We start from the raw sequence: 17020 nt of genomic DNA, 5'->3' as shown, positions 1-17020 counted from the left end.
CTCCAATGCCCGCTCGCTGGGCTACGCTTGCATCACTCAGCCCTAGAACAGGCCACTCCGTGCTATGCAGCGCACGCAAACATTACACATCGATCGGCTACGCGGCCTCACCTACGGCCTGGTGTGTTTTGGTTTGACCGTGGTGCTGGCCCTGGAAGGCTGGCAGCTGTATCAGTCGTATCGCCAAGCATTTTTCCAGGCCCGCCAAGCGGCCACCAATCTCACGCGCGCTGCTGAAACCGAAGTGCGCGGCGCCATTCGCCAGGCCGACACTTTGCTGTTGGGCATTGTCGAACGCAGCGAGTGGGAAAGCCTGTCCGGCCTGAATGCCACGCGGATGCAGCTGTACCTCAAAGGGCAGATGACCATCCTGCCGCAGTTGCATGGGCTGTTTATCTATGGCCCTAACGGCGAATGGCTGGTCACCGATAAAGACAGCATTGCGCCCAACGCCAACAACGCCGACCGCGAATATTTCGTCTACCACCGCACCCATACCGAGCGCGGCGTGCACATCGGCAAGGTCATCACCAGCCGCTCTACCGGCGAGCTGATCATTCCGGTGTCGCGGCGCATCAATAATCCGGACGGCAGCTTTGCCGGCGTTGCGCTGGCGACGCTCAAGCTCAGTTACTTCAATGACTTTTACGCCCAGTTTCGCACCAGCAAGGAAGACGCCTTCACCCTCACGTATAGCGACGGCACGATCCTGGTCCGCCGCCCTTACGTCGCTGAACTGATCGGTACCAGCATTGGTCATGGCCCCATTTTTACCGAGTACCTGACGCGGCAGGATTCAGGCTCGGCGCTTATCGAATCGTCCGTCGACGGCAAGGAGCGCATGTACAGCTATCAACGCTTCAGCGACTTCCCGCTGGTGGCCATTTCCGGCATTTCCGCCAAAGCCATTCGCTTGCCCTGGTGGCGGCAACTGATCGTTGCCAGCGTGGTGTTTGCGCTCATTGGCTTGAGCATGCTGGCCTTTGCCCGCGTGCTGCTGCAGCAGATTTCGCGCAGCGAACTGGCTGAAAAAGAACGCCACGACGCCCACGAAGCCCTGCAGAAGTTCTCGATAGAAGACGCCCTGACGGGCCTGGCCAACCGCCGCCGCCTGGACGAAGTTCTGCCTCAGGAACTGGGTCGCGTGCGCCGCACTCAGGCGCCGCTGGGCGTGATCATGTTGGATATCGACCACTTCAAGCTCTACAACGACCGCTACGGCCATGTGGCCGGCGATGCGTGCATTCAGGCCGTGGCAAAAGTGCTGGCGGCCTGGGCCCGCCGTGCCGAAGATCTGCCCGCTCGCTATGGCGGCGAAGAAATGATGCTGTTGCTACCCGGTTCTGACCTGGCCAACACCTTGAAAATGGCGGAAGGGATTCGCAAGGCCGTGCAGGAGCTGGCCCGCGAACACCTGGCCAGCCCACTGCAAATCGTGACGGTGAGTCTCGGCGTCACGGTGGTGTATGCCCAACAAGCCGAGCAAGACAACGTGCCCGATTTGATCAAGCAAGCCGACACCGCGCTGTATGAGGCCAAGCGTGGCGGACGCAATCAGGTGTGCGCCTACCAGGCGCCTGAGCCGTCCGCCCGGCACGGCAGCTAATCACAGCACGCCAGGCTCGTTACCGCCGCGCTTACACCAGCCCTTCAGCCTTCAACGCCTCAACCACTTTTGGCCGCGCCGCAACGCGTGCCGAAAACGCTTGTACCGCCGGCCACGGCGCCAGGGAAAAACCGACCACGTTGGCCCAGTTGAGCACGGTGAACAGGTACGCATCGGCCACGGTGAATTGGTTGCCGAGCAGGTAGTCTTTATCGGCCAACTGAGCGGTGACGTAGTCCAGGCGCTTGGTCAGCGTGGCGCTGACGGCGGCTTTCCAATCAGCCGATTGCGCCGGGTTGAACATCGAGCCCATCGGCTTGTGAATTTCCGAACCGATAAAGGTCAGCCACTCTTGCAACTGATAGCGGGCGAAGGTGCCGGCAGCCGGTGCCAAGCCGCTTTGCGGGCTTTGGTCGGCGATGTACTGCAGCAACGCCGCGCCTTCGGTCAGCAACTGGCCGTTATCCAAGGTAAGGGCCGGCACGTAGCCTTTTTTGTTGATGGCAGTGAAGTCGGCGCCGCTGGCGGTGACCTTGGCTTTAAGGTCGACCTTCTCGGTCTCGAACGCCAAGCCGGCTTCCAGCAAAGCGATATGGGGCGCCAACGAGCAGGCGCCTGGGGAGAAATACAGTTTCATAAACAATCCTTCACTCAGTAATGGAGCGTGGCAGGCGCGTGGAATGCACGCGTGCACTGAGCTTAGCGATTGCTTTCTCTGGCACAAGTACCCACCTTGCGGTAAGTATGCATTTGATATCCCTGACTAATCTGGAAGCGCCGCTATGCTCGATCAGCACGACCACGCCGCCTGCCGTGCCGGCAATGTATTCAGCGTCACCTGCCCGGCGCGCTACGTCCTCGATGTGCTGGCTGATAAATGGGCGCTGTTGCTGATTCACACCCTGGCCCACGGCACACGCCGCACCGCTGAACTGCGGCGGCAAGTCGACGGTATTTCCGAGAAAATGCTGATTCAGACGCTGCGCCGGCTGGAGAAATTTGGCCTGGTGACGCGCACCGCCTACCCCGAAGTACCGCCGCGTGTGGAGTACTCGCTGACGGCGTTGGGTTTGTCGCTGAGCGAACCGATTCGCGCACTGGATCACTGGGTAGAGCGCAACATCGAAGCGCTCAACGCCGCGCAAGTCGCCTTTGAAGAAAAGACCGTCGAGGCCTCGGCATGACAGACGCCACGCTCTCGGCCCAGCGCTGGCAAACGCTGTGGCAGCGCCTCGGTGCCAGTGCGCCCGAAGGCAGTTTCGCCACCCTCGCCGCGCACTACGCCGAACCGCAGCGCCACTACCACAACGGCGCCCATATCAACGCCTGCTTGCAGCACCTCGACCATTTTCAGCATCTGGCGCACGATCTGCCCGTGGTGGAATTTGCCCTGTGGACGCACGACGCCATCTACCACACCCAGCGCCAGGACAACGAAGCCGCCAGCGCCGACTTGGCCGAAGCCTGGCTACGTGAGGCCGGCTTGCCCGAGCACATCGCCAGCGTGCGCCGGCACATTCTCGCCACCGCTCACGTTGAGCCCGCCGACGCCGATGATGCGGGGCTGGTGGTGGATCTCGATTTGTCGGTACTCGCCCTGCCCGCCGACGCCTACCACGCCTACACCCAAGCCATCCGCGCCGAGTACGACTGGGTGCCAGAGGCGCTGTTCAACGCCGGCCGCGCCAAGGTGCTCAACACCCTGTTGGCTATGCCCGACCTTTACAGCCACGAAGAAATTCGCGCGCTGTGGGAAGCCAAGGCACGGGCCAACCTGCAAGCAGAACTGGCGCGGTTACTGGCCTGACGCGGCCCGCAGGTCGCGGCTCATTAACGACTGCGGTTTGCCCCAGCGCTCGAACTGCTCGACCGTCACCCAGCCGCGCTTGGCGTAATAGTCGGCGCGGTCCTGAGTGTGCAAATACAAGCGTTCCACACCCTCGATTCGCGCCCGCTCACACACCTTTTCCACCAGCGCCTCGGCGATACCCTGGCCGCGCGCCTGCGGGGACACGAACACGCAGGCCAGCCATGGTCCGAGATCGCTTCGACCGGGCAGATCATCGTTCGCCAATGCCGCGCCGCCCAGCAGTTGACCGTTATCGACAGCCACCACGCTGGGCCAGGCGCCGTTGTGTTGGCCGGCAGCAAATTCGTGCTGCCACTCGGCCAGCGACTGACCGACGTACTCGTAGCTGAACTGCTCGTACAGCCAGGCGGCCATGGTGGGGCAATGCTCCATGTGCTCGTGCAACCAGAAAAACTGCGGCATGAGTAACTCCCTGAGAATGAGGTGCCGAGGGTAAAGCGCGCCCGCCGCTGTGTCATTCAGTGACACAAACGGGTGCACGACTGCGCTTCGTTTTCGCCCGCGCGCACCAAAACAACGCGCCAGCCTGCGCCGCACCGTTGGCCGCGCCGTGCATCGACGCCCCGGCCGCGCGGTCCGGAACTTGCTAGCCAAATGGCTCATTGCCAGCACCGGCAGCCCGACAGCGTTCTGTACAACGGAACGCTGGCAAGATCCTTTGAGGAGTCGTCGTTCATGCAGTCCGTGTTATCCCCTGGGATCCATCTTCTGAGCCGCTTTGGCTTTGCGCGCAAATTCCAACTGCTGTTCCTGCTATTCGCCCTGCCGCTGGCGGGCAGCTTGTGGATGGTCAGCCAAACCTTTCAAGCCAAGCTGGCGGTGATCGCCAAGGAACACAGCGGCGTGCGCCAATTACTCGCACTGGATGCCGTGGACCAGCAGTTGTCAGCTCGCCGCAACCTGGCCGCGCGCTGGAAAGCCGTGGACACCGCCCGCGTGCCCGGTGCCGATGCGCAACAAGCCATCACCCAGCTCGACAATTCCATGCCGGCGCTGCGCTCGGCCATGGACAGCTTCGCCGAAACGCTGCGCGCAGAAGGCGCCAGCGACGACGTGCAAAAGCGCCTGCAAGACCTGCAAACCGGCGCCGCGCAATTGGAATTAGCCAGCCTTCGCACCGTGGGCTGGTGGCCCGATGCGCTCGACCGCTTCACCGCCATGAAGGCGAGTTTGCAAGGCCTGCGCGACCAGATCGCGATCGACAGCGGCTTGACGCTTGACCCGTCGGTGGAAGGTTATTTGCTGATGCAGATCGCCACGCAACAGGCGCCGGAAATGATCGAACGTGTCGGCCGCCTGGCAAGCATGGGCGAAGCGTCGGTGGCGGCGGGTCAGTTCAGCCTGCAAAGCCGCCTGCAACTGCGCGACCTGCGTGCGCGCATCAACGATGCCCGCGCGCAATTGGACAAAACCGGCGCCACCCTGCAAGCCAAGTTGCCTGCCGCGCTCAGCGCGTGGGCCGACCAATACGGCGCCACCCAACAAACCCTCAACGCCGACCTCAAGGCCTTGGATGACGGCTTGTTCGGCGACACCATCAGCATGAAAGGCCCCACTTTCCAGCGCACCATGGACAGCCTGCTCAGCACCCTGTCGGCATTGCGCCAGCAGTCGCTGCAATCGCTGGACGCGCGCCTGGATTTCTACCACAACCGCGCCATTGCCCAAGCCGTTCCGGTGGCGGTTGCTTTTGGCCTGTTGCTGCTGGCGGCCGTGTACCTGTTCGTGTGCCTGCAAAGCTCGATTCGCCGCAGCGCCAGTGGCATTACCACCCTCGCGCAGTCGCTGCGCGACGGTAATTTGTGCGTGGAAGTGGCGGTGCAAGGGCGTGATGAACTGGCCGCCATCAGCACCGCCCTGAACGTCGCCGTGGTGCAACTGCGCACCAGCTTGCTGGGTGTGAACCACGAGACGTACCAACTCAGCGACGCCGTGATTACCCTCAATTCGCACTCCACCGACACCCTCGGTGAAGTGGAAGCGCAGCAGCACCAGATCAGCCAGATCGCCACCGCCGCCACGCAATTGGCCGCCACCTCGCTCGGCGTGGCGAAAAGCTGCGAGCAAGCCTCGGCCAGCGTGCGCCAAACCCGCGCCATCGCTGAAGCCAGCAACCGCGACAGCGAACGCACCACCGCCAGCATTCAGGAACTCAACCAACGCCTGAGCGACACCGCCGAGGCGTTGGGGCGCGTGAGCGATCAGGGCCAGCAGATTCATTCGGTGGTCGACAGCATTCGCGGCATCGCCGAGCAAACCAACTTGTTGGCGCTGAACGCCGCCATCGAAGCCGCCCGCGCCGGTGATCAGGGCCGCGGCTTTGCCGTGGTGGCCGATGAGGTGCGCAGCCTGTCGCAACGCACCCAAGCCTCCACGCTGCAAATCGCCACCACCGTGGAAAGCCTGCGCAGCACCGTGCGCCAGGCGGTGGAATTGATGGAAGCGGCGTGCGGCCAAGCGCAGAGCGACGCCACCGCCGTCACCGGACTGGGTGTCAGCCTGGGTGAAATCGCCAGCGCGGTTCAGGGCGTGAGCGACACCCTGGCGCAAATCGCCACTGCCGTGGAAGAACAAGCCACCACCGCCGACGCCGTCAGCGGCAGCATTCAGCAAGTGGACCAAGCCGCCATCCGCCTGCTCGACGGCGCCCGTGCGGTCAATCAGGCGGCCGACCGTTTAAGCCAAGGCAGCCGCGCGCTGAACGACAACACGGCGCGTTTTAGCCTCGGCTAAAACAAACGAGCCCCCGCGTTTCGGCGGGGGCTCGTGCTTGTTCAACTGCGGTTACTGGCGGGCCAAACGCACCCGCGTCACCCGCCGCTCCGACACCTCGGTGACCGACAGCCGCCAGTCGCCCCACTCCACCTCGTCGCCAATCATCGGCAAGCGATCCAGCAGGCTCATCACCAGGCCGGCGACGGTTTGGTAATCGTCGGTGGCGCTGGCGGCAAAGCCGATGCGTTCCTGCACCAGGCTGAGGTTAAGCGCACCGCTGACCAGGTAAGCGCCGTTATCGTCGACGATATCCGGGCCGTCCACCTCGCTGGCATCGGGCAACTCGCCGGCGATGGATTCGAGGATGTCGGTCATGGTCAGAACGCCCATGAAATCGCCAAACTCACTGACCACGAAGGCGATGTGCGTCGACTCTTTGCGCATCTGCTCCAGGGCGTTGAGCACGGTGAAGTGCTCCAGCACGTTGATGGTTTGGCGCGCCATGGTGTGCAGGTCCGGCCAGTTGCCGGCGAGCAGTTCCTTGAGTAACTCCTTCTTGTGCACAAAGCCCAGTGGCTCGTCGACGTGGCCTTCACGCACCAGCGGCAGGCGCGAGTACGAGGAGTTCATCAACTTCTGGCGAATGGCTTCCGGGCTCTCGCCTACGTCGAGGTACAGCACCTCGGCGCGCGGCGTCATCACCGCGCGCACCGGGCGCTCGGCCAGTTGCAACACGCCGCTGATCATCACCCGCTCGCGGCGGTTGAATGCCGGCTGCGCATCGTCGCCCTGCACCAGATCGGCAATGTCTTCGCCCACTTCGTCCACCGTCAGCTCACGCCCGCCGAGCAATCGCATCACCGCATGGGCCGTGCGCGCGCGGCGCGGCAACGTGCCCTGCGCCGAGCGCTGGCGACCACGGCGCGCCAACTGGTTGAAAAGCTCAATCACAATCGAGAAACCGATGGCCGCGTACAAGTAACCCTTGGGAATGTGGAAACCCAAGCCTTCGGCCGCCAAGCTGAATCCGATCATCATCAAGAAGCCCAAGCACAGCATGATCACCGTCGGGCGAGCGTTGACGAAGGCCGTCAGCGGTTTGCTCGCCACGATCATCACGCCGATGGACACCACCACCGCAATCATCATCACGCTCAGGTGTTCCACCATGCCGACGGCGGTAATTACCGCGTCCAACGAGAACACCGCATCAAGCACCACAATCTGCGCAACGATAGGCCAGAACAGCGCGTAACCGGCGCCGGCCGAGCGCTCGGCAATGTGGCCTTCGAGGCGCTCGTGCAACTCCATGGTCGCCTTGAACAGCAGGAAGATACCGCCGAACAGCATGATCAGATCACGGCCCGAGAAGCTCTTGTCGAACACCTCGAACAGCGGCTCGGTGAGCGTCACCATCCAGGAAATACTGGCCAGCAAGCCCAGGCGCATGATCAACGCCAGCGACAGGCCGATCAGCCGGGCGCGATCGCGCTGCTCCGGTGGCAGCTTGTCGGCGAGGATGGCGATAAACACCAGGTTGTCGATGCCCAGCACCAGTTCCAAAACAATAAGCGTGAGCAGGCCTAGCCAGGCCGTGGGGTCAGCTATCCATTCCATGTTTAGAGAACCTGCGTCGAAATAATAAGAAGAGCACGGCAAGCGTGAGCGGCGCGATGGCGCGGCGGGGCAGAACGAGGCGTTAACGGGGCGTGGCTAAAACTGGGAGGTTCCTGAAGCGTGTTCATAAAGGCCAAGAGTGATTTCGGGCGGCCATCCTACCCAATAAGAAACCCTCGCACCGCTGGCCAAGTATTGCGGAATTTGTATCGACCCCTTGGCGTTAATGGCGCAGCAGGTAAACCCCTAAGCCCACCACTGCGCAACTAAACAGCACCCGAATCACGCCCCACTTGAAACGAAACAGCGCCACCGCCGCTGCGACCGCGATAACCGCCGACGGCCAATCCAGCGAGCCGTCAAAGCCTTCGGGCCACAACACGTGATAGGCGAAAAACACCGCCAGGTTAAGAATCACGCCCACCACCGCTGCGGTGATGGCGGTTAACGGCGCGGTGAATTTCAGCTCGTTGTGGGTCGATTCCACCAGCGGCCCGCCCGCCAAAATGAACAGAAACGAGGGCAGAAAGGTAAACCAGGTAACCAGCGCAGCCGCGACGGCGCCCGCCAAAAACGCGTGCTCGGCACCAAACACCGGCTGCACATAAGCGCCGACAAACCCGACAAACGCCACCACCATAATCAGCGGACCCGGCGTGGTTTCGCCGAGCGCCAGGCCGTCGATCATCTGCGTCGGCGTCAGCCAGCCGTAATGGCCCACCGCGCCCTGATACACATAGGGCAACACTGCGTACGCGCCGCCAAATGTCAGCAGCGCCGCCTTGGTGAAAAACCAACCCATCTGCGTGAACGTGCCGTGCCAGCCATACAGCGCAGTCAACAACCCCATCGGCAACGCCCACAGCCCAGCGCCCACTACCAGCAACACAACCAGGCGCGACCAGCGAAAGCGCGCGTGCTCGGGCGTGGGCGTGTCGTCATCAATCAGCGCCGGCCCGAACGACTGCTTCGCCGCACCGTGCCCGCCGCCGACAGTGAACACGCCCGGCGCGAGTTTGCCGCCCACATAACCCAGCAACGCAGCCGACAGCACAATCAACGGAAACGGCACGCTTAGGGCAAAAATCGCCACAAACGAGGCGGCCGCGATGCCCCACAGCCAATTGTTCTTCAGCGCCCGCGAGCCGATGCGATGGGCCGCCTGCACCACAATCGCCGTGACCGCTGGCTTGATGCCATAGAACAAACCGGCCACCACCGGCACCTCACCAAAGGCGATGTACACCCACGACAGCGCAATCAAAATAAACAACGACGGCAACACAAACAGCCCGCCAGCAATCACCCCGCCCCAGGTGCGGTGCATCAGCCAACCGATATACGTCGCCAACTGCTGCGCCTCGGGGCCGGGCAGCACCATGCAGTAATTCAACGCATGCAGAAAACGCCGCTCAGAAATCCAACGCCGACGCTCGACCAATTCCTGATGCATGATCGCGATCTGCCCGGCCGGGCCGCCGAAACTGATGAAGCCGAGTTTTAGCCAGAAGAGCAGGGCTTGGAATAGTGGGATGGGGGTGGGCTGAGGCGTGGGGTTGGTCATGGGGCGTCGGGATTGGGGCCGGTATGAGGTGGCTGAAGATAACGCACTAATAAGGCACAAATGTAGCGTGGGGTTTGGTTGCTGGGAGGGAATTTGCGCCAGTCGTGGAGATCGGCGATCGACTCACAATACTGGATCCCCGCGTTCGCGAGGATGACGGATGTTTTTGCCCCTTTCATCCGTCGGACCTGACGAAAAACGCTGAAAAGTTCTCCGTCACCCCCGCGAACGCGGGGATCCAGAGTCTTTCAGGAGACTCAGTTAGCCCCGCAAGCGTGGATCCCAATCGTCGGCCCACCGCCTTCACGGGGGGATAACGGAAAACTCAATAAAACCTCCGTCATCCTCGCAAAGGCGAAGCCCCATCCCCACCCACGCTGCTACGCTACGCCCACCTCGGCCACCGCCCGTTCGCCCAAATGCCCAACCCCCTAGCCCACTTCCACACCCCAAACCCCAACCTGCCCCCTCGCGACACCGCGCCCATGCTTTCGGAAGAACACGCCCGGGCCCAGGAATGCGCCGCCAGCGAACGCTTTAGTTGGCTCACCGTCTGCGTAGCGCCGCTGTGCTTCGGCCCGATTCTGCCCTTCCTCGCCTACATCGTCGGCCTGTTGTGCTACCGAACCCTGTTCGACGCACACCTAGACATCGACCATCTCCTCGAAACGACTTACGTCTGGCTAGTGCCGGCCACCCTGCTCTTCACCGCCGCCTGGTTGCTGCTCAACATCCGCCACGCCAAGCGCGACGCGACCAAACGCTACTGGCGAACCTTGCCCGAGCGCGGCGAAGTTGAACTGGAGCGCCACACGTTAGTGACCGCCACCAATGTGTGGTCCAACGCCTACGACCCGGACTGCAACACTCTCAGCATCTGGAACGGCGAACGCCTGGAAAACGCCTACGACAGCGGCATCACCCAATGGCTCCTCGCAACCACAACCGCCGGCCACTGGCTGGTGCTGAAAAAACACTACCCCGGCAACTTCAGCTACGCCCGCGAAGGCAAACAGCCAGCGCCTGAAAAACTCCTGCACGCCCACGCAGAAGTCGCTATCGCGTTCGCCCCGAGAACCAACCTGACCCTGGGCCAACGCTTCGATGGCGCGCCCATTCCCGTGCACAACACTGCCTACTGGCTGAGCACCGACGAGCTTCAGCGTCTTACCGAAGCAGCACACCACTGGGCCTTCGCGCCGCCCGATCAGTACGGCGTTGTTAATGCGCAAGACGCCGCGTGGGTGGAGCAATTAGTCGACAAGACAAAAGCTTCCTAACCACGCGCCCCGTCCGCCGCAGTTGCAAATTAGCCAGCAGTTGTCGAAAATGCGAAACATTGCTAATTACTAACCGTGTGCATTTGTGCCAGACCTGCGCGTCGCCTCCCAAGACCCCTTCCATACCCTGTATGCGGAAAACCACCGCTGGCTACAGAGCTGGTTGCTGCGTCGTCTGGGCTCGCACGCCGATGCCGCCGACCTGGCGCAAGACACCTTCGTGCGTACCCTCAAATCCCAACAAGCCGCCGTCATCGACGAGCCGCGCGCCTTTCTCTGCGTGGTCGCCAAACGTGTGCTCTGTTCGTTCTGGCGCCGCAGTGAGCTGGAGCGCGCCTACCTCGAAGCACTGGCCAGCCTGCCGGAAACCGTGGTGCCGTCGGAGGAAGATTTCGCCCTGCTGCGCGAAGCCGTGGCGGTGATCGACGCCATGCTTACTGAATTGCCGAGCAAAGTGCGCCACGCCTTTCTGCTCAATCGCCTGGACGGCATGACCCACCCGCAAATCGCCGAGCAATTGGGCGTTTCGCTGGCCACCGTGGAACGGTGGATCAAGCAGGCCGTCACCCAGTGCTACCTGGCGACATTGGCATGACGCCGTCACACCCAAGCCTGACGCCCGCGATTAAAGCCGCCATCGACTGGCTGGTGTTCCTCGACTCCGGCCGCGCCAACGCCAACGATCAAGCCGCCTTTAGCGCCTGGCTCAGCGCCGACAACGCCAACCGCCGCGCCTGGGAAACCATCAGCGGCGCGGTGCAGGCGCCATTCAACCAGCTCGCTGACGTGCAGCGACAATTGCCCGGCAGCGCAACTGCGGCGGCGCGTGTGCTGCGCAGTTCGGGCATTTCCCATGAGCGTCGGCGCCTGCTGCGCGGTGGTACGGCGTTGTTGCTGCTGGCAGGGTTGCCGGGCGTGCTGGCATTGCAGCGGCGCATGCCATTGGAAGGCTTGTTCAGCGACTTCCATACCGGCACGGCCGAGCGCCAACAGTTGCGCCTGGAAGACGGCAGCACGCTCGCGCTCAACGCCCGCAGCGCCGCCAACGTGCTGTTCAGCACGCACACGCGCCAGGTCACGTTGAAACAGGGCGAGCTTAGTATTCAGGCACTGGCCGACCCGATGCGCCCCTTCGAAGTAATCACCGCCCAGGGCAGCATCAGCACCCTCGCCTCGCGCTTTGTGGTTCGTCAGCTGCCGGAACAAACCCTGGTCAGCGTGCAGGAAAACAGCGTGCAGGTGTTCGACCAGTATGGTCATCACGCCTCCATCAGCGCCGGGCAGAGCGTGCTGTTCAGCGCCAACCAGACCCTCGCCGCCATGCCCAGCCGCGCCCGTAACGACGCCTGGCTCGATGGCCGGCTGGACATCGACGACGAATCCCTTGGCGCCGTGATCGATGCGCTGCGGCCCTACCGCTATGGGCTGCTGCGCGTGTCGCCGGAAGCGGCGAGCCTGCGCGTGTTCGGCGTATTTGCCCTGGACGACAGCGACCGCACCTTGCAGTCACTTGCTCAAGTGCTGCCCATCACCGTCGCGCAATACGGCCCGGTCACCTTGATTGACCTGGCCTGACGCGTACCCAACCAAAAAAAAATGAAAACGCGTGAGGGGTTTTTCCAACTCGCGCGACAGAGGAGGAAGTTCCCACTCTCTCCTGCAAGGAAAGTCTCTGCCATGCGTTCTTCCTCACCCCGCGCCGCGCGTTTGGCCATGGCCGTTGCCCTGGCATTTTCCAGCGGCGTTACCGCCCTGACCCCGGTCGCCGCCCACGCCGACCAAACGCTGCAACGCTACGACCTGGCCGCCATGCCGCTGGACCAGGCCCTGCGCCAGATCGCCCGCCAAAGCGGCCGCACCATCGTCGCCGACCCCGCTCTGGTGCGCGGCCGCAGCAGCGCCGCCGTGCAGGGTCAGTTCAGCGCCGAAGCAGCGGCGCAGCAGGCACTGAGCGGCAGCGGTCTGGCCCTGCGCATCACCGACAACGGCACCTTCACCGTTGAGCCAGTGGCCAGCGGCGAAGCCTTGCAGCTCAACCCCACCAGCATCGACGCGAGCGCCATGCAAAGCGCCTTCTCCCCGGTGCCCGGCTACTTCGCCAGCAACGCCAGCAGCGCGACGAAAACCGACAAACCCATTCTCGAAACCGCACAGGCCATCAGCGTGGTTACCGCCGAGCAGATCGCCGACCGCAAAGTCGACCGCGTGGAAGATGCCGTGGCCTACAGCGCCGGCGTGCGCGTGGGCAGTTCCGGCCTGGACCCGCGCTTCGACATGATCAGCGTGCGCGGTTTTGAAACCACTCAATCGGCCGACTTCCTCGACGGCCTGCGCCAGCCCGGCAGCGGCTGGCTGTCGCTGTACTCCACCGAAGCCTACAACCTGGAACGCATCGAAGTGCTCAAGGGCCCGGCGTCCGTTCTGTACGGGCAAATCAGCCCCGGCGGCATGGTCAACCGCGTGAGCAAGCGCCCTAGCCTGCAAGCAAAAAACCAGGTGGAAATTCAGGACGGCAACTACAACCACCGCCAAGGCCAGTTCGACATCGGCGGCAAGCTCGACGATGACGGCGACGTGCTGTTCCGCACCGTGGGCGTGTACCGTGACGCCGAATATTCCATCGAGCAGATGAACAACGACACCCGCCTGATCGCGCCGTCGCTCACCTGGCAAATCGACCCCGACACCAGCCTGACCCTGCTTGCCCAGTACCAGGAACGGGAAACGGCCGCCTCGCCGATGCTCTACCAGGACGGCGACCACCTCACCGACTTCTGGCAGGGCGACGAATACTTCGACAAGCTCGAACAGCGGCAATGGACGGTCGGCTATGAGTTCGAGCACGCCTTCAACGACACCTTCAGCCTTCAACAAAACCTGCGCTACGGCCAGGTCGACACCAGCAACCAATACCTGCAACCCACCGGCCTGGTCGGCGGCCGCACGCTTGAGCGCTACGCCGTGGGCGTTTACGAAGATATGGAATCGCTGTCCACCGACACGCGCCTGATCAGCCGCTTCGCCACTGGCGAGGTGCAACACACGCTGATCACCGGCGTCGACTACGCCTGGATCGACACCTCGCTGCTCTACGCCTCCGGCCCCGGCCCGTCGATTGACCTGTACTCGCCGGACTACCACCAGCCCGTGTCCACACCGACTTCGCCGATCGTGGACCAGGACGGCCTCATCCACCGCGCCGGCGCCTACATCAACGACCAACTGGAAATCGGCAACTGGCGCCTTTCCGCCGGCCTGCGCCGCGACTGGGTACACACACGCAACAACGGCAACCTGCCCGGCGACGAAAACCGCAAAGGCAGCGACGCCGCCACCACCGGCCAGCTCGGCGTGCTCTACCTGTTCGACAACGGCCTGGCGCCCTACGCCAGCTATGCCGAGTCGTTCCAGCCGTCCACCGAAACCAATGCCGATGGCGAGCCGTTCGCGCCCACCGAAGGCAAGCAATACGAAGTCGGCCTGAAATACCAACCGCCCGGCACCACGACGATGCTCACCGCCTCGCTGTACCACCTCACCCAACAGAACGTAGTGAGCCGCGATGCCGTGGACCCACTCAAAAGCACCCAAACCGGCGAACAGGTTTCGCGCGGCCTGGAGCTGGAAGCCGTCACCGACCTGACCGAGCGCCTGAGCCTGAACGCCAGCTACAGCTTTAACGACCCGGAAATCACCAAAAGCATCGCCGGCGATGAAGGCAACGAACCCAAAGACGTGCCCCGCCACCTCGCCTCGCTGTGGCTCGACTACAGCCTGCCCTTCGGCCTGGGCTTTGGCGCCGGCGCGCGCTACACCGGCAGCACCTATGGCGACAACATGAACACCCGCAAAAACGAGGACTACACCCTGTTCGACGCCGGCGTGCACTACGACTTCGGCGGCGGCCTGGACGGCGTGCGCCTGGCCCTGAACTCGCGCAACCTCACCGACCGCCGCTACATCAATTGCCAGGACGGCTACTGCTACCGCGGCGAAGCGCGCAGTGTCGTCACCAGCCTGAGCTACAGCTGGTGAGCCGCCTGAACGCACTGCGCAGCGCGGCGTTTCTCGTCGCCGCGTTGCTACTTGGCAGCGCCGTGGCCGAGCCGGTGACCCTCGACGGCACCGAGCAATGGACCCTGAAAAGCGCCGAGGGCAGCGACTACCGCATCATGATCAGCCTGCCGGAGGGCGATGTGCCCTACACCGGCGGCTATCCGGTGATTTACGTAGTCGACGGCAACGCCTTTTTCCCCGCCTTCCATGCCGCCAAGCGCGCCCAAGACCGCATGAAAAGCGCCATCATCGTCGCCATCGGCTACCCCAGCACCACGCCGTACGACTTCAACCGCCGCGCCTTCGACCTCTCGCCCCCGCAACCGGCCGACCGCAACGACCCACCCCAAGGCGGCCAAGACCTGTTCCTCGACTTCATCGAAAAACGCCTGATGCCCAAAGTGAGCGAACGCTTCAAAGTCGACCAAGACCAACGCAGCCTGGTCGGCTGGTCATTCGGCGGCATGTTCGGCATCTACACCCTCTTCACCCGCCCGCACCTGTTCCAACACACCGTGGCCGTAAGCCCCAGCCTGTGGTGGCGCGACCGCTTCCTGCTCGAACCCGAACGGGCCTTCACCCAACGCGCCCACGACGGCAAGGTCAACCTCACCCACAGCAGCCTGACCCTGCTCGTCGGCGACCGCGAAATGCCCCAGGAACTGCAAGACGCCCGCGCCCTGCAACGCCGCCTCGAAGCGCTGTCGCAATACGGGCTGCGTAGCGACTTCCACATCGAAACCGGCGAAGACCATATGTCCGTGCCGTTTCGGGTGGTGACGCGGGTGTTGGAGGAATTGCTGACGACGCGGCGGTATTAGGTACGGGCGGTTCGCCGCCTTCGGCGTTGCGACGGAAGATGACGCAAACACCTCCGTCATAGGTGTTTCCCAAACCGCGCAGGCTTGGACGGGTTCACAACTGGTGCCAGCGAAAAGGGGAAAGATTGAACCACCCCCGTCTTTCTCAATAACGCAGAAGTATCGAGCGCCGAAAAAACACCCCGTGAAATAGCTGCCACCAAGAAGGAACCCACCGCCTCAATAAACCGCCACCCAATGAGCCAAGAAATACATGGGCGGCTTGGTCGAGGCCGGTGGAGCGCTAGGCGCTTTTGGGCGCGCCACCTTTGGAGGTATTACCGTTTTGCCGTCGGGCGCTAGTGTGGGCAGGTAGCACTCGGGCATCGGTTGAGGCTCTAGAACAGTCATGTGGTTTCTCCATTTTTTTGCGATACAAATTCGACCCATTGGACCTTGGAAGCATTGATCAACATGGACTCGGCACCGAAACGCCATTCAGCACCTTCAGCGTCCAGCCAGCTTGGCGCTTGAATCAAAAACTGCCCCGCTGACGGAGACGCTGGCCACTGTTCAGGCCACCCGTAAATGCGCTTATCGTTGTAAAGGTGCAGCACAACGAAACCTGCATAGCGCGAAAACGAGCCGAACCACTCGGACGGGTAAGACGTCTGTCGGGTGATTTTTCCCCGCCGCAGCAGTTGATGAAGCTCGTCGTTGTTCGTCAGGTAGCACGAGCCCAAACCGAGCAGCATCGCTACGGCGACCGAGCAAGCAGACCGCGCGGCAATATCCCAACTACCTATCGCGAAAAAGCGGTCGCCCAACCCGGTCAGCCCCCACCCAAGCGCCTCGACGACGCCGTGAATCAGGAACGTAAATATCAGCGCCTGGACGATTTGGCCGAAACTGTCTGGCCGTTTAAACGACGTTAAGGAATAGAAAATCCAGGTCGCAAGAAAGCCGGGAATCAAATACTGCAACAGCGGGATTAGCTCCCTGACCAGGCTATCCATGTCCAATGCCACTCCGTGATTGCGGTCGTGAGTGACAGTACCGAAGGCACCGACCGGGAAAAATCGGCCAGCGCCGCTTCAATGGTATGAGATCACCGAGGGCTTGCTGAGATTCGGTGAAGCAATTGAAGGAATTGCGTAGCGCAACGAACAGCGCTGCCAAATCCCAGCCACAAAAAAGGGGAACACCTTGTTCCCCTTCTATGGGTCGGGCGAGCAGCGGCAGCGTCGATGCTGCCCCTGCTCGCTCCAAGAAAAGCGGCCTAACCGACCGCCCTCAAAGCAGCTTACTTAGCCGCCGTCTCCGAACCAGCCGCCTTATTCAGCGCCAGGTGATTAGCGATGCACATGTCAAACGCTTCCACCAAAAACAGGTTGGGTTTCCCTGTTACGGGCGGCACCAGGCAACGGCTGGCTACGCGTTTGCCGAGCATTTCGGTGTCGATGTAGATGACGTTCACCGGCGACTTGCTGGGGTTTTCTTGCTCGGTGAAGT

The 17020-nt window shown here is 62.5% G+C and carries 14 protein-coding genes and 1 pseudogene; 9 read left to right on the top strand and 6 right to left on the bottom strand.

Annotated features, from left to right (window positions below; all coding sequences use genetic code 11):
* Window positions 1–64: 64 nt before the first annotated feature.
* Window positions 65–1606, top strand: a complete 1542-nt coding sequence (locus tag AC0IW7_RS22600; RefSeq protein ID WP_471820991.1) for a sensor domain-containing diguanylate cyclase — start codon at window positions 65–67, stop codon at window positions 1604–1606.
* A 31-nt stretch (window positions 1607–1637) separates the two neighbouring features.
* Here the strand turns inward: AC0IW7_RS22600 and gstA are convergent, their stop codons facing one another.
* On the bottom strand, window positions 1638–2243 hold the full coding sequence (gstA, locus tag AC0IW7_RS22595) for a glutathione transferase GstA (protein ID WP_471820989.1): 606 nt from the start codon (window positions 2241–2243) through the stop codon (window positions 1638–1640).
* Between the two features lie 145 nt (window positions 2244–2388).
* On the opposite strand from gstA, the gene AC0IW7_RS22590 reads away from it, so the two are divergent.
* Both AC0IW7_RS22590 and AC0IW7_RS22585 read left to right on the top strand, forming a co-directional pair.
* The gene (locus tag AC0IW7_RS22590; RefSeq protein ID WP_122495023.1) at window positions 2389–2790 is read left to right on the top strand and encodes a winged helix-turn-helix transcriptional regulator; all 402 of its coding nucleotides are present in this window, start codon (window positions 2389–2391) and stop codon (window positions 2788–2790) included.
* Window positions 2787–3413 (top strand): HD domain-containing protein, encoded by a 627-nt coding sequence (locus AC0IW7_RS22585; protein ID WP_471820988.1) that lies wholly within the window; start codon window positions 2787–2789, stop codon window positions 3411–3413. Before AC0IW7_RS22590 ends, AC0IW7_RS22585 begins: the two co-directional genes overlap by 4 nt.
* Here the strand turns inward: AC0IW7_RS22585 and AC0IW7_RS22580 are convergent.
* On the bottom strand, window positions 3402–3878 hold the full coding sequence (locus tag AC0IW7_RS22580; RefSeq protein ID WP_471820986.1) for a GNAT family N-acetyltransferase: 477 nt from the start codon (window positions 3876–3878) through the stop codon (window positions 3402–3404). The genes AC0IW7_RS22585 and AC0IW7_RS22580 overlap by 12 nt on opposite strands.
* A 192-nt stretch (window positions 3879–4070) precedes the next feature.
* On the opposite strand from AC0IW7_RS22580, the gene AC0IW7_RS22575 reads away from it, so the two are divergent.
* Window positions 4071–6209 carry a methyl-accepting chemotaxis protein gene (locus AC0IW7_RS22575; RefSeq protein ID WP_471820984.1) on the top strand — a complete coding sequence of 713 codons (2139 nt, stop codon included), beginning with the start codon at window positions 4071–4073 and terminating at the stop codon, window positions 6207–6209.
* A 51-nt stretch (window positions 6210–6260) separates the two neighbouring features.
* Here AC0IW7_RS22575 and AC0IW7_RS22570 read toward each other — a convergent pair whose 3' ends face one another.
* Window positions 6261–7808, bottom strand: a complete 1548-nt coding sequence (locus AC0IW7_RS22570; RefSeq protein ID WP_471820983.1) for a TerC family protein — start codon at window positions 7806–7808, stop codon at window positions 6261–6263.
* A 223-nt stretch (window positions 7809–8031) separates the two neighbouring features.
* The gene (gene chrA / locus AC0IW7_RS22565) at window positions 8032–9372 is read right to left on the bottom strand and encodes a chromate efflux transporter (protein ID WP_471820981.1); all 1341 of its coding nucleotides are present in this window, start codon (window positions 9370–9372) and stop codon (window positions 8032–8034) included.
* A 419-nt stretch (window positions 9373–9791) separates the two neighbouring features.
* On the opposite strand from chrA, the gene AC0IW7_RS22560 reads away from it, so the two are divergent.
* From AC0IW7_RS22560 to AC0IW7_RS22540, 5 genes are all read left to right on the top strand, one after another.
* Window positions 9792–10652, top strand: coding sequence for a hypothetical protein (locus AC0IW7_RS22560; protein WP_471820980.1), 861 nt, complete (start codon window positions 9792–9794; stop codon window positions 10650–10652).
* An 85-nt stretch (window positions 10653–10737) separates the two neighbouring features.
* Window positions 10738–11247: a sigma-70 family RNA polymerase sigma factor gene (locus AC0IW7_RS22555; RefSeq protein ID WP_471820979.1), complete on the top strand. Its 510-nt coding sequence runs from the start codon at window positions 10738–10740 to the stop codon at window positions 11245–11247.
* Window positions 11244–12227 carry a FecR domain-containing protein gene (locus tag AC0IW7_RS22550; protein ID WP_471820977.1) on the top strand — a complete coding sequence of 328 codons (984 nt, stop codon included), beginning with the start codon at window positions 11244–11246 and terminating at the stop codon, window positions 12225–12227. Before AC0IW7_RS22555 ends, AC0IW7_RS22550 begins: the two co-directional genes overlap by 4 nt.
* 102 nt (window positions 12228–12329) lie before the next feature.
* Complete coding sequence (locus AC0IW7_RS22545) at window positions 12330–14687, top strand: TonB-dependent siderophore receptor (RefSeq protein WP_471820976.1); 2358 nt, start codon at window positions 12330–12332, stop codon at window positions 14685–14687.
* Window positions 14684–15529 (top strand): alpha/beta hydrolase, encoded by an 846-nt coding sequence (locus tag AC0IW7_RS22540; RefSeq protein WP_471820974.1) that lies wholly within the window; start codon window positions 14684–14686, stop codon window positions 15527–15529. Before AC0IW7_RS22545 ends, AC0IW7_RS22540 begins: the two co-directional genes overlap by 4 nt.
* A 386-nt stretch (window positions 15530–15915) precedes the next feature.
* Here AC0IW7_RS22540 and AC0IW7_RS22535 read toward each other — a convergent pair whose 3' ends face one another.
* Both AC0IW7_RS22535 and AC0IW7_RS22530 read right to left on the bottom strand, forming a co-directional pair.
* Complete coding sequence (locus tag AC0IW7_RS22535; RefSeq protein WP_463552008.1) at window positions 15916–16524, bottom strand: DUF6338 family protein; 609 nt, start codon at window positions 16522–16524, stop codon at window positions 15916–15918.
* Between the two features lie 287 nt (window positions 16525–16811).
* Window positions 16812–17020, bottom strand: a pseudogene (locus AC0IW7_RS22530) (hypothetical protein); the annotation flags it as partial.

This window comes from Pseudomonas sp. AC229 (assembly GCF_979254655.1).
Note: the sequence above shows the minus strand (reverse complement) of the source record. Positions and strands in the feature narration are given on the sequence as shown.

Excerpts from the sequence above, each read along its gene's own strand:
- AC0IW7_RS22600 (WP_471820991.1), top strand. The coding sequence starts at position 65 with ATGCAGCGCACGCAAACATTACACATCGATCGGCTACGCGGCCTCACC.
- AC0IW7_RS22570 (WP_471820983.1), bottom strand. The coding sequence starts at position 7,808 with ATGGAATGGATAGCTGACCCCACGGCCTGGCTAGGCCTGCTCACGCTT.
- AC0IW7_RS22550 (WP_471820977.1), top strand. The coding sequence starts at position 11,244 with ATGACGCCGTCACACCCAAGCCTGACGCCCGCGATTAAAGCCGCCATC.
- AC0IW7_RS22590 (WP_122495023.1), top strand. The coding sequence starts at position 2,389 with ATGCTCGATCAGCACGACCACGCCGCCTGCCGTGCCGGCAATGTATTC.
- AC0IW7_RS22580 (WP_471820986.1), bottom strand. The coding sequence starts at position 3,878 with ATGCCGCAGTTTTTCTGGTTGCACGAGCACATGGAGCATTGCCCCACC.
- AC0IW7_RS22545 (WP_471820976.1), top strand. The coding sequence starts at position 12,330 with ATGCGTTCTTCCTCACCCCGCGCCGCGCGTTTGGCCATGGCCGTTGCC.
- AC0IW7_RS22560 (WP_471820980.1), top strand. The coding sequence starts at position 9,792 with ATGCCCAACCCCCTAGCCCACTTCCACACCCCAAACCCCAACCTGCCC.
- gstA (WP_471820989.1), bottom strand. The coding sequence starts at position 2,243 with ATGAAACTGTATTTCTCCCCAGGCGCCTGCTCGTTGGCGCCCCATATC.
- chrA (WP_471820981.1), bottom strand. The coding sequence starts at position 9,372 with ATGACCAACCCCACGCCTCAGCCCACCCCCATCCCACTATTCCAAGCC.
- AC0IW7_RS22575 (WP_471820984.1), top strand. The coding sequence starts at position 4,071 with ATGGCTCATTGCCAGCACCGGCAGCCCGACAGCGTTCTGTACAACGGA.
- AC0IW7_RS22535 (WP_463552008.1), bottom strand. The coding sequence starts at position 16,524 with ATGGATAGCCTGGTCAGGGAGCTAATCCCGCTGTTGCAGTATTTGATT.
- AC0IW7_RS22585 (WP_471820988.1), top strand. The coding sequence starts at position 2,787 with ATGACAGACGCCACGCTCTCGGCCCAGCGCTGGCAAACGCTGTGGCAG.